This window comes from Vibrio harveyi NBRC 15634 = ATCC 14126 = KCTC 12724 (assembly GCF_001591145.1).
Lineage (GTDB): Bacteria > Pseudomonadota > Gammaproteobacteria > Enterobacterales > Vibrionaceae > Vibrio > Vibrio harveyi.
On sequence record NZ_BCUF01000052.1, the window covers coordinates 22,178 to 34,386 of the forward strand.

At 45.5% G+C, this 12,209-nt stretch carries 11 protein-coding genes; 3 read left to right on the forward strand and 8 right to left on the reverse strand.

Going from position 1 to position 12,209, the window contains the following annotated elements:
- Positions 1–14 precede the first annotated feature (14 nt).
- The 8 genes from rseP to rpsB all read right to left on the reverse strand — a co-directional run bounded on the left by rseP (position 15) and on the right by rpsB (position 7,581).
- Positions 15–1,373: a sigma E protease regulator RseP gene (rseP, locus tag VHA02S_RS20985; protein WP_009698640.1), complete on the reverse strand. Its 1,359-nt coding sequence runs from the start codon at positions 1,371–1,373 to the stop codon at positions 15–17.
- Positions 1,373–2,578, reverse strand: a complete 1,206-nt coding sequence (gene ispC, locus VHA02S_RS20990) for a 1-deoxy-D-xylulose-5-phosphate reductoisomerase (protein ID WP_029789627.1) — start codon at positions 2,576–2,578, stop codon at positions 1,373–1,375. Before ispC ends, rseP begins: the two co-directional genes overlap by 1 nt.
- 51 nt (positions 2,579–2,629) lie before the next feature.
- Positions 2,630–3,472 (reverse strand): phosphatidate cytidylyltransferase, encoded by an 843-nt coding sequence (locus VHA02S_RS20995; RefSeq protein ID WP_038899075.1) that lies wholly within the window; start codon positions 3,470–3,472, stop codon positions 2,630–2,632.
- 12 nt (positions 3,473–3,484) lie between these two features.
- Positions 3,485–4,240, reverse strand: a complete 756-nt coding sequence (gene uppS / locus VHA02S_RS21000; protein ID WP_038899074.1) for an undecaprenyl pyrophosphate synthase — start codon at positions 4,238–4,240, stop codon at positions 3,485–3,487.
- Positions 4,241–4,336: 96 nt separating this feature from the next.
- Positions 4,337–4,894, reverse strand: a complete 558-nt coding sequence (gene frr, locus VHA02S_RS21005) for a ribosome recycling factor (protein ID WP_005446175.1) — start codon at positions 4,892–4,894, stop codon at positions 4,337–4,339.
- A gap of 95 nt (positions 4,895–4,989) precedes the next feature.
- Positions 4,990–5,721 (reverse strand): UMP kinase, encoded by a 732-nt coding sequence (pyrH, locus tag VHA02S_RS21010; RefSeq protein ID WP_005446177.1) that lies wholly within the window; start codon positions 5,719–5,721, stop codon positions 4,990–4,992.
- 154 nt (positions 5,722–5,875) lie between these two features.
- Positions 5,876–6,721, reverse strand: coding sequence for a translation elongation factor Ts (gene tsf / locus VHA02S_RS21015; RefSeq protein ID WP_005446179.1), 846 nt, complete (start codon positions 6,719–6,721; stop codon positions 5,876–5,878).
- 131 nt (positions 6,722–6,852) lie between these two features.
- The gene (gene rpsB / locus VHA02S_RS21020) at positions 6,853–7,581 is read right to left on the reverse strand and encodes a 30S ribosomal protein S2 (protein WP_005446181.1); all 729 of its coding nucleotides are present in this window, start codon (positions 7,579–7,581) and stop codon (positions 6,853–6,855) included.
- A 397-nt stretch (positions 7,582–7,978) separates the two neighbouring features.
- Here rpsB and map point away from each other — a divergent pair, with 397 nt between their 5' ends.
- The 3 genes from map (at position 7,979) to VHA02S_RS21035 (ending at position 12,121) form a co-directional block, all read left to right on the forward strand.
- Entirely contained in the window at positions 7,979–8,857 is an 879-nt protein-coding gene (map, locus tag VHA02S_RS21025; RefSeq protein WP_038899073.1) for a type I methionyl aminopeptidase, read from the forward strand.
- Between the two features lie 99 nt (positions 8,858–8,956).
- On the forward strand, positions 8,957–11,581 hold the full coding sequence (glnD, locus tag VHA02S_RS21030; RefSeq protein WP_038899072.1) for a bifunctional uridylyltransferase/uridylyl-removing protein GlnD: 2,625 nt from the start codon (positions 8,957–8,959) through the stop codon (positions 11,579–11,581).
- A 156-nt stretch (positions 11,582–11,737) separates the two neighbouring features.
- Positions 11,738–12,121, forward strand: a complete 384-nt coding sequence (locus tag VHA02S_RS21035; protein ID WP_005436760.1) for a DUF3461 family protein — start codon at positions 11,738–11,740, stop codon at positions 12,119–12,121.
- Positions 12,122–12,209: the final 88 nt, after the last annotated feature.

Here is a 12,209-nt window from a genome sequence, read left to right on the forward strand (position 1 = left end):
TTGTCTCTGAACTATCACAGACGAGTAAAATCATTAAATAGCGCTAACGCCATGAGCGAGAAGATAATCGCACCACCAATTCGATACCCCATTTCCTGTACTTTCTCAGGAACTGGGCGTCGGATGACCGCTTCAATTGCGAAAAATAGCAGATGACCACCATCCAACATTGGTAAAGGAACGAGGTTAATAATACCTAGGTTAACACTAATTAGTGCCAGAAAACCTAAAAAGTAAACCAGACCGTAGTCTGCTGTCGCCCCTGCTCCTTTGGCAATCGAGATTGGTCCACTCAAATTGTTCAGACCAACATCACCTACAATCAGTTTCTTAAGCATACTGATTGTAAGTCCAATAACTTGACCAGTTTTATCAATCGCTTTGCCAATAGACTCGAATACACCAAACTGTAATTCGAAGCGATAACTTTCTGGCCATTCTGCGACTTCAGGTGCGATACCCGCAAAGCCAACGACTTGTTTGTTAGCTAGCTCACGACTACCCGGTGTCAGTGTGAATGATTGCTCCTCACCTTGACGCAACACCGTCAGTTCCATTGGCGTATCTGGGTTAGAACGAATGGCTTCTACCACTTCATCCCATTTAGAAATCTTATTTCCATTAATCGCAATGATCTTATCGCCAGCTAGTAGACCTGCTTTCTCTGCAGCACCACCTTCGCTTACTTGCGCTAACTCCGTAAAAATCTCTGGAGTATATGGCTTGAAGCCCAACGATTGCATCGCTGATTGTGTTTCTGGATCAAACTTCCAATCACGGATATCAAGAGTCTTCGTGACTTCTGAACCCACTTCGTTTGCAGAAGAGAGTGTCACTGTCATCGAATCATCACCAATATGAGAAACTAATCCCATGTTGACTGATTCCCAGTCCGGAGTTTTGATGCCTGAGATAGATTTTAGTTCCATCCCTGATTCAATTCCTGCTTCTGCAATGATTGAATTGGGCGTAACTTCACCAATTACGGGTTTAACCGCTGGAACACCGATCAGGAAAACCAGCCAGTAAGCCACAATGGCAAAAAGGAAGTTAAAAATAGGACCTGCCGCCACGATGGACGTGCGTTTCCACAAAGGCTTTTGGTCGAAAGCTAAGTGCTTTTCATGCTCTGGGACTTCATCAACACGGCTATCCACCATTTTGACGTAGCCACCCAGAGGGATCATAGAGATGCTGTATTCTGTTCCATCTTTGCCTACCTTGCTCCAGATAGACTTGCCAAAACCGATGGAAAACTTTTCAACTTTTACACCACAACGACGCGCGACCCAAAAGTGACCATACTCGTGCACGGCAACTAAAATGCCCAATGCAACGATAAAAGAAACCAAATTCCACAAGATACCAGTCATTAGCTACGCTCGCGTAAAAAGTCTAAGGCGATAGTTCGTGACATTCTATCTAGCTCTATCAAGCTTTCCAAGCTATTCACATTCTCAGTTGTATGGCTTGCAGTGATTTTGTTCAAAACTGATTCATTGATGCGAGCGATATCTGTGAAACCAAGGCGGTTATTTAAGAAGGCATCAACAGCAACTTCGTTCGCTGCATTCAATGCCGTTGTTGCATGTTGCCCTTCGTAACAAGCATCAATTGCTAGCTTTAAACAAGGGTAACGAGCAAAATCAGGTTGAAGGAAAGTTAATTCTCCAACTTGAGTAAAATCGAGTGGTTTCACCCCAGCATCCACACGCGATGGGTAAGACATTGTCAATGCGATTGGTGTTGCCATGTCAGGCTCCCCCATTTGCGCTAACACAGAGCCATCACGATATTGCACCATAGAATGAATAACCGACTGAGGGTGAATGATCACTTTTAACTGCTCACGAGCGGCATTAAATAACCATTTCGCTTCAATGTATTCTAGGCCTTTGTTCATCATGGTTGCAGAATCAACCGAGATTTTTGGTCCCATTGACCAGTTCGGATGAGCAATAGCTTGCGCTGGGGTTACGTTTTCTAACTCTGCAATATCGGTATAGCGGAATGGACCGCCTGATCCGGTAAGAAGAATCGAAGAAATACCATGCTCTTCAAGATTGCAACGCCCCAAGTTGGTTTGAACTTGTTGTGGAAGACATTGGAAGATAGCGTTGTGTTCACTGTCGACGGGAAGCAGCTCTGCACCATGTTCTGCAACCGCATCAATAAACAGTTGACCTGACATCACTAGCGCTTCTTTGTTCGCTAACAGCACTCGCTTGCCCGCTTTTACCGCTGCCATCGTTGGCAACAGGCCTGCGGCACCGACGATTGCTGCCATTACGCTATCCACTTCCTCTAACGCAGACACATGGCAAAGCGCATCAATACCACCTAACACTTCTGTGCTTGGAGAAACTGAAGCTAGCTCACTTTGTAGAGCCACAGCCGCCGCTTTATCCGCCATTACCGCGTACTTAGGTTGCCATTTACGACAAAGTGCGACCATCTTTTCAACGTTCGTGCTTGCCGCTAATGCGACGATAGAAAACAGCTCAGGGTTTTGTTCAACCACTTTTAGTGTACTTGCACCAATTGAGCCTGTTGCACCAAGAATCGTTAACTTTTGCATGATGTAAGACCGTTAGAAAAATTCAGGAGCGACGATGCCGCTCCCGATAAATTAGAATACGTAGTAAAGAAGAGCAAATACTGGGAATGCAGCAGTTAGGCTGTCGATACGGTCAAGAATGCCACCGTGTCCCGGAATGATGTTGCTGCTGTCCTTGATACCTGAAACACGTTTGAACATGCTTTCGACTAAGTCACCAAGAACAGATATCACAACAGTAATCAGAGTAATCATCACCATATGAAGTGGGCTGGTGAATTGGATATCGAACCAACCTGCGAATAACCATCCGACAACTAATGCTGCGATGATGCCACCAACCAAACCTTCAATTGTCTTATTTGGGCTCACATGAGGCGCCATTTTGCGTTTACCCATGCTTTTACCAGCAAAGTAAGCGCCGCTGTCTGCAGCCCATACCAAGAAGCAAACGTACAGCACAAGTTTTGCGCCGTGGTATGGATCTACTGAAATATCAGAAGCTCTAAGAATGATCACACTCCAAAGAAAAGGGATCAATGTTAGAAAACCGAATACATGACGAAGGGCTTTGCTACCTTGCCATAAATTGGTGGTTTTAGGGTAAGTGATTGCCATCCCACTTGCGATAATCCACCATGCAAAGCCAAGCGATAATACTGCGTAGTGTGGCATTGCTAGTTGATTTAAGCTGGTTGCGTCTGGCGAAATGAATAGAAAACTTAGTCCGGTTACAACGGCTGCCGGAACAAGCGCAGCAATACGTGAATTGCTTTCTGTAAACTGGGTCCACTCCCAAAAGCCTAATAGCGTTACCGCAGTCAAAGCGATAATGAAGCCAATTAGGGGTAATTTAAAAATACCTAAAATAACCAGGGGAGCTAAAATTAGTGCTGTTATTATTCTCTGTTTCAAACTAACTAGTCCTTATTGAGCAGCCATTAATGCCTTTACTTGTTCACCAGTACAACCAAAACGACGCTCTCGGTTAATAAACCAAGTCACAGCCTCTACTAAGCTGTCTTCGTCAAACTCTGGCCAGTACTCGGGAGTAAAGTACATTTCTGCATACGCCATTTGCCACAGCATAAAGTTACTGATGCGGCACTCACCACTCGTACGAATCAATAGATCCACTTCAGGTAAGTCTGACATAGTCAAATGCTGGGAAATTAACTGCTCGTTGATATCCTCTACACGGATCTCACCGTTGCGAGCTTTGAGCGCTAACGTTTTTGCCGCCTCTGTGATGTCCCATTTACCGCCATAGTTAGCAGCAATGTTAATCACCATCCCCGTGTTGTTCGCCGTCAGTGCTTCTGCTTCGACAATTTTACCTTGTAATCGCTCGCTAAAACGGCTGGTATCGCCAATAACGCGCAAGCGTAAATTGTTTTTATGCAGCTTTTTTACTTCGCTCGATAAAACAGAAATGAACAGCTCCATCAGTAGCCCCACCTCTTCTTCAAGTCGACGCCAGTTTTCGCTGCTAAAAGCGAATAAGGTCATGGCTTTAATGCCGAGTTTAGAAGCGGCTGCAACGGTCTTACGAACGGCACTAACGCCTTTTTTATGACCGAATACGCGAGGTTTTCCTTTGGACTTAGCCCAACGACCATTACCGTCCATGATGATGGCAATATGCTTAGGGAGGGAATCAGAGAAGGCTTGAGAATTTTGCATAGGGAGTTAATTGAGTTCCATCAGTTGGATAGACTAACACAAAAAAACGCTGCACTGTGAGCACAGCGTTTTCCAACAGTGATGTGGGTGGGAGTATTAAACTTCCATCAACTCTTTTTCTTTTGCAGCAAGAACTTCGTCGATCTTCTTAACTGCAACGTCTGTCAGTTTTTGGATCTCGTCTTGTGCTTTGCGATCTTCGTCTTCAGAGATTTCTTTATCTTTTAGAAGACCTTTTAGGTCGCTGTTTGCGTCACGACGGATGTTACGAACTGCAACACGTGCGCCTTCAGCTTCACCACGAACGATCTTAACTAGGTCTTTACGACGCTCTTCTGTTAGCGGTGGAAGTGGAACACGGATGATTGTGCCAGCAGACATTGGGTTTAGACCAAGATCTGACATCATGATTGCTTTCTCAACTTTTTGAGTAAGCTCTTTGTCGAAAACTGTGATTGCTAGAGTACGAGCGTCTTCAGCAACAACGTTTGCTACTTGGTTAAGAGGAGTAGCAGCACCGTAGTACTCTACAGAGATACCAGATAGTAGGCTTGGGTGCGCGCGGCCAGTACGAACTTTAGAAAGGTTGTTCTTTAGCGCTTCAACGCTTTTGTCCATGCGCTCTTGCGCGTCTTTATTGATTTCGTTAATCACGGTTTCACCTTAAAAATGTCATCTTTCCTGAAGAAAGCCTAAAAGGGTTGAGCAAAGCGAAACGCCATCCAACCTAGCGTGGATGGCGTTTAGGATTATGCGTCAGCGTTGATCAGCGTGCCTTCAGCTTCACCCATAACCACGCGACGTAGTGCGCCTGGCTTGTTCATGTTAAATACACGGATTGGCATTTTGTGGTCACGAGCTAGAGTGAACGCTGCCAAGTCCATTACTTTCAGCTCTTTATCCAGAACTTCTGCGTAAGATAGCTTATCATACAGCTCTGCGTCTGGGTTTGCTACTGGGTCTGCAGTAAATACGCCATCAACTTTCGTTGCTTTTAGAACTACGTCAGCTTCAATTTCGATACCACGTAGACACGCCGCTGAATCTGTTGTGAAGAATGGGTTACCAGTACCTGCAGAGAAGATTACCACTCGGCCTTGACGAAGTTCGCGGATAGCGTCTGCCCAATTGTAGTCGTCACACACACCTTTTAGAGGAATTGCAGACATTACACGAGCGTTTACGTATGCACGGTGAAGTGCGTCACGCATTGCCAAACCGTTCATTACCGTTGCAAGCATACCCATGTGGTCGCCTACTACGCGGTTCATACCAGCTTCCGCAAGACCAGCGCCACGGAACAGGTTACCACCACCGATTACCACACCAACTTGAACACCCAGTTCAACCAGCTCTTTAACCTCTTGAGCCATACGATCAAGAACCGCTGGGTCAATACCGAAACCTTCTTCGCCTTGAAGAGCTTCACCACTCAGTTTTAATAGAATACGTTGATATGCTGGTTTAGGGTTCGTAGTCATGGAGTTTACCTTCCAAAAGAGAGTTGTCGATTAACAGTCATGAATAGACACAAGTTTGCTGATGACTATTCATCACGGCTAATTTTTTGCCGCTCTTTTCGTAAAAAGACCGCAGCCAAGGCCACGGTCTAATCTTTGCACAAATCTCTAAGGATTAACCTTTTTGAGCTAGTGCTACTTCTTCAGCGAAGCTCATTTCAGCCGCTTTCTCGATACCTTCACCTACTTCTAGACGAACGAAAGTCGATACTGATGCACCTTTCTCTTTTAACATTTCGCCAACAGATTTCTTAGGTTCCATGATGAAAGCTTGACCAGTTAGAGAGATTTCGCCAGTGAATTTCTTCATGCGACCGATAACCATCTTCTCAGCGATCTCTTGTGGCTTGCCTTCGTTCATAGCGATTTCAACTTGAACTTCTTTCTCTTTAGCAACTACGTCAGCTGGAACGTCTTCTGGGTTAACGAACTCTGGCTTAGAAGCAGCAACGTGCATTGCAACGTGCTTAAGAGTTTCTGCGTCGCCTTCACCAGCAACAACAACACCGATTTTCTCACCGTGACGGTAAGAAGCGATAGCAGTACCTTCTACGTATGCAACGCGACGGATGTTGATGTTTTCGCCGATTTTAGCAACTAGAGCTACGCGCTCTTCTTCGAACTTAGCAACTAGCTCTTCAGCAGTAGCTTTAGTCGCTAGAGCGTCAAGTGCTACTTTGTCTGCGAATGCAGTGAAGTTACCGTCTTTAGCAACGAAGTCAGTTTGGCAGTTAACTTCAAGAAGAACAGCAACGCCGTTTTCTTCTTTGATGATGATTGCGCCTTCAGCTGCAACGTTACCAGCTTTTTTAGCTGCTTTCGCTGCGCCTGATTTACGCATGTTTTCAATTGCTAGTTCGATGTCAGCGTTTGCTTCTACAAGCGCTTTCTTACATTCCATCATGCCAGCGCCAGTGCGCTCGCGAAGTTCTTTAACTAGAGCAGCAGTTACAGTTGCCATTCTCTATTCCTCGTTTGATTCGAAATAAGGTAAAAAACAGGGGCCTACATTGTCGGCCCCCATTGCTAACTATAACTCAGTCTATGCTACAACAAGGTTTCACATAGACTAAGTGTGACACAGAGCCGCTATTATTCAGCTTCTACGAAACCGTCTTTTTCAGCAACTGCTGCAACGTCTTTGTTGCGACCTTCAGTTACTGCAGATGCAGCAGCGTTTAGGTATAGTTGAACTGCGCGGATCGCGTCGTCGTTACCTGGGATGATGTAGTCAACGCCGTCTGGGTTAGAGTTAGTATCTACCACAGCGTATACTGGAATACCTAGGTTGTTAGCTTCTTTAATTGCAATGTGCTCGTGATCAGCGTCGATTACGAATAGAGCGTCTGGTAGACCGCCCATATCTTTGATACCACCAAGAGATTTCTCTAGCTTCTCCATTTCACGAGTGCGCATTAGAGCTTCTTTCTTAGTTAGCTTGTCGAAAGTACCGTCTTGAGACTGTGCTTCGAAATCTTTTAGACGCTTGATAGACTGACGAACTGTTTTGTAGTTCGTTAGCATGCCGCCCAACCAACGGTTGTTTACGTAGTATTGGTTGCTTGCGATTGCAGCTTCTTTAACAGCTTCAGATGCAGCGCGCTTAGTACCTACGAAAAGAACTTTACCTTTTTTCTCGCCAATTTTAGCAAGCTCAGCTAGAGCTTCATTGAACATTGGTACAGTTTTTTCTAGGTTGATGATGTGAACGCGGTTACGAGCACCAAAGATGAATGGCTTCATTTTTGGGTTCCAGTAACGAGTTTGGTGACCGAAGTGAACACCAGCTTTCAGCATATCGCGCATTGATACAGTTGCCATTTTAAAATCCTCTATGGGGTTAGGCCTCCACATCCCCCATAATTCCGACCAAGCTTCTGCTCAGCACCCCGGAACATGTGACGGAATGTGTGTGATTTAAAGATAAAAAGTTAATCGGAAGAAGCCTGCTTCGCCACTTCTCTAACGAAAAGTAAAGAGAACAGTCCTCGATTCCGGCGCGCTTTATACCATATTTTAGCCCAACATGGCTAGTAAAAATTATTTCTTACCATTCTAATTTACCTATCACAGTCACCCCTACTCTCTCTTTAATTACATAACTAAACTACAAGTAAGAATGACTCATATTCTTAACTGGCTTGGGTTAGCCACTCGATATCTGATAGAATGCGCGCATTCGCACGTTTGCGTGCTTACGAATAAGTAGAGAAAGCCAATGTCAATCAAGATTAAAACTGCTGAAGAAATCGAACGCATGCGCATTGCGGGCAAGCTAGCCGCAGAAGTTCTAGAAATGATCGAACCGCACATCAAAGCAGGTGTGACAACAGAAGAGCTAAACCAAATCTGTCACGATTACGCTCTAGAGAGAGGCGCTTACTCTGCACCGCTTGATTACCATGGATTCCCTAAATCAATCTGTACGTCGATCAACCACATCGTTTGTCACGGTATACCGGCAACCCAAGATGAAAAGGGTGCTAACGGTCAAATGAAACCTGCGGTCCTAAAAGACGGTGACATCATCAACGTTGATATCACAGTGATTGTTCCAAACGATGAAAACGCAGACCTAAGCGTTCGTCCACAAGGCTACCACGGTGATACGTCTAAGATGTTCCTAGTTGGTGATGTTTCACCAGCAAACAAGCGTCTATGTATGGTTGCACAAGAGTCACTTTACATCGGTATGCGTCAAGTTAAGCCTGGTGCAACTGTTGGTGACATCGGTACTGCAATCGAGAAGTACATTAAAGAAAACAACAAGAACAACCCACGTAACAAGTTCTCTATTGTTAAGGACTTCTGTGGTCACGGCATCGGTGATGAGTTCCACGAAGAGCCACAAGTGGTTCACTACAAGAACAAAGACCGCCGTGTACTAAAAGAAGGCATGTGCTTTACGATTGAACCAATGATCAACGCGGGTAAATTTGGCTGTACTGTTGACGCGCAAGACGATTGGACAGTTTACACCGGCGACGGTAAAAACTCAGCGCAGTGGGAACACACTATCGTGGTAACTAAAGACGGTTGTGAAGTGCTTACACTTCGTAGCGACGATACCATTCCGCGTATGATGAAAAACGTTTAATCGCCCATCACTTTCCCTATCCCCGCTCATGCGGGGATATTTTTTATCTGCTTCAAATTTGTTAGATTGCTAATAGTTTAGCTTGCACGGATAGCAAATATGCCCCTTCAGTCTCCTCTTACGTTTACCGATGAACAAATCAATATCGGAGAACTTAAGCAAGAACTTGAAAAATTCAGTTCATACCAAAAAGAAGAATTTCTACAGCACCACCCTGTGACCAACCTTGTTTTGTCACGAGCCGAGTACATGGACTTACTCCTCAATCGTTTGTGGCAACACTTTGGTTTTAAAGACATCCATAATATTTCTCTGGTCGCGGTAGGTGGTTATGGTCGTGGTGAATTGCACCCCCTTTCCGACATCGACATTTTGATTCTGTCGAACAACAAACTGCCTAATGCACTGGAAGCCAAAATCAGTGAGTTCATTACGCTACTGTGGGATTTACGCCTTGAAGTAGGTCATGCGGTTCGTACTGTCGAGGAGTGTGCTGAAATTGGGCGTTCAGATTTAACTGTCGCCACCAATTTACAAGAAGCTCGTTTGCTCTGTGGCAGTGAAGACACCTTCCAAGCGCTGAAGAAAGTGGTGCTATCTGATTCTTTCTGGCCAAGCGAGACCTTTTATCGAGCCAAAATTCAAGAACAGCGCGAACGCCATGCTCGGTACCATGACACGACCTACAATCTTGAACCAGACATCAAATCCACACCAGGTGGTCTACGTGACATTCATACATTAAGTTGGGTGGCACGCCGTCACTTCGGCGCGACTTCATTGTTGGAGATGAGCCGCTACGGATTCTTAACAGATGCCGAATACCGTGAGTTGGTTGAATGTCAGGATTTCCTGTGGCGCGTGCGTTTTGCGCTGCATATTGAACTACGACGTTACGACAACCGTTTGACCTTTGCCCACCAAGCGCAGGTCGCGGAGCACCTTGGCTATGTGGGTGAAGGTAATCGCGGCGTCGAAATGATGATGAAAGAGTTCTACCGTACCCTTCGACGTGTGGCAGAGCTCAATAAGATGCTACTCAAGCTGTTCGATCAAGCCATCATCAATGGTGGTGCAACAGAAGATGCAGAAATCATTGATGAAGACTTCCAACGTCGTGGCGCCTTAATTGAGGCACGTAAGCCCGCTTTGTTCCAAGCTCGCCCAGAGACGATTCTGGATATGTTTCTGCATATTGCCAATGATTCAAGCATCGAAGGGGTTAGCCCACCAACATTGCGTCAGTTGCGTACTGCGCGTCGTCGATTGAATAAATTCTTACACACCATGCCAGAAGCGCGTGAAAAGTTTATGGCATTGTGTCGCCACCCGAACGCCCTACATAAAGCGTTCAGTCTGATGCACAAGCTTGGTGTCCTCGCGGCATACCTTCCACAATGGAGCCAAATTGTCGGTCAGATGCAGTTCGACCTATTCCATGTGTATACCGTAGATGAGCACAGTATTCGCCTGCTCAAACACATTAATACCTTCAGCTACGCAGAGAACCACAGTAAGCATCCGATTTGCTGTGAGGTTTACCCTCGCATTCAAAAGAAAGAGCTGCTTATCCTAGCCGCGATTTTCCATGATATTGGCAAAGGCAGAGGTGGTGACCATTCGGTGATAGGCGAAGGTGAAGCGTACGACTTCTGTATTGAACACGGTTTGTCTAAACCAGAGGCGAAATTAGTAAGCTGGCTGGTAAGGCATCACCTATTAATGTCGGTGACTGCACAACGCCGTGATATTTACGATCCAGATGTGATCACAGAATTCGCCAAGCAAGTACGTGATGAAGAGTACCTTGAGTATCTTGTTTGTCTAACGGTAGCCGATATCTGCGCAACTAACCCAGAGCTTTGGAATAGTTGGAAACGCACCTTGCTCGCGGAATTGTTCTATTCCACCCAACGTGCACTGCGTCGCGGCTTAGAAAATCCCGTCGATGTGCGTGAACGTATTCGCCATAATCAACAAATGGCGTCTGCCCTACTACGTAAAGAGGGCTTCTCGGCACGAGAAATTGAGGTGCTGTGGCAGCGCTTTAAAGCTGATTACTTCTTGCGTCACACCCATAAGCAAATTGCGTGGCATTGCGAGAATTTGCTGCGTATGGAAGACCCAGCAAAGCCACTGGTACTTATCAGTAAAAAAGCGACACGAGGTGGTACCGAAGTATTCGTTTACAGCCCTGACCAGCCCGCGTTGTTTGCTACCGTTGTTGCTGAGTTAGACCGTCGTAACTTCAACGTACACGACGCACAAATCATGACCAGTAAAGATGGCTATGTACTCGATACTTTTATGGTACTTGACCAACATGGCAAAGCGATTGAAGAAGGTCGCCACGGAGCCGTTACTAAGCACATTACTCATGTATTGGAAGATGGTCGCCCAACCAAGATCAAAACACGTCGCACACCGAATAAACTTCAGCATTTTAATGTAAAAACCAAAGTCGACTTCCTGCCAACCAAGAGTAAGAAACGCACTTTGATGGAGTTTGTCGCTCTAGATACTCCGGGGCTTCTGGCCAAAGTTGGTCGTACATTTGCTGACTTGGGAATTAACCTCCACGCTGCGAAAATTACCACCATTGGTGAACGAGCAGAAGACTTGTTCATTCTAACCAGTGAAGCGGGTGGTAGGCTAAGCGAGGAACAGCAAGCAGAACTGCGTGAGAAGTTGATTGAGAATTTGTCTGAGCCAGTCTCAGCTTAAGAGAAACCTTCCTTTCATCAATAACTAACGTGGGCAAGAACGATAGCGATCTTGCCCACAAGTTGAGCAATTTGGCTAAATATCAGCTATCTAGCTCATTAATGGGCTGCTACAGTTATACGGAAACTAATTCTAGTTATTAGATAGAGGTAGCCTATGTATCCACACCTCACTGGTTTGGGCATCCATGACCCGAAACAGATTGAACGTTACTCCCTGCGACAAGAAGCACACAAAGACGTCCTAAAGATCTACTTTCACAAACAGAAAGGCGAGTTCTTCGCGAAAAGTGTTAAGTTCAAATACCCGCGCCAAGTTAAAAATGTACTGGTCGACAGTGGCAGTCACAAGTACAAAGAGGTCACGGAGATCAACCGCAACCTGACGCTTGTGATCGATGAACTGAACAAGATAACCAAGCCTGTGAAAGTGGCTGAAGTGGATGTGAAAGAGAAGATACTTTCTGATCTTCGTCATCTAGAAAAGGTGGTTTCAAGCAAGATCGCCGAGATCGAAGCGGATCTGGAAAAACTCAAGTAGTCCGCTCAATTCCTCAAGAATAAAAAAGGGGGTGATACATATACCCAAGTGACTTCAAGATGCAGGATTCAGAGTGTTGTCATTGATT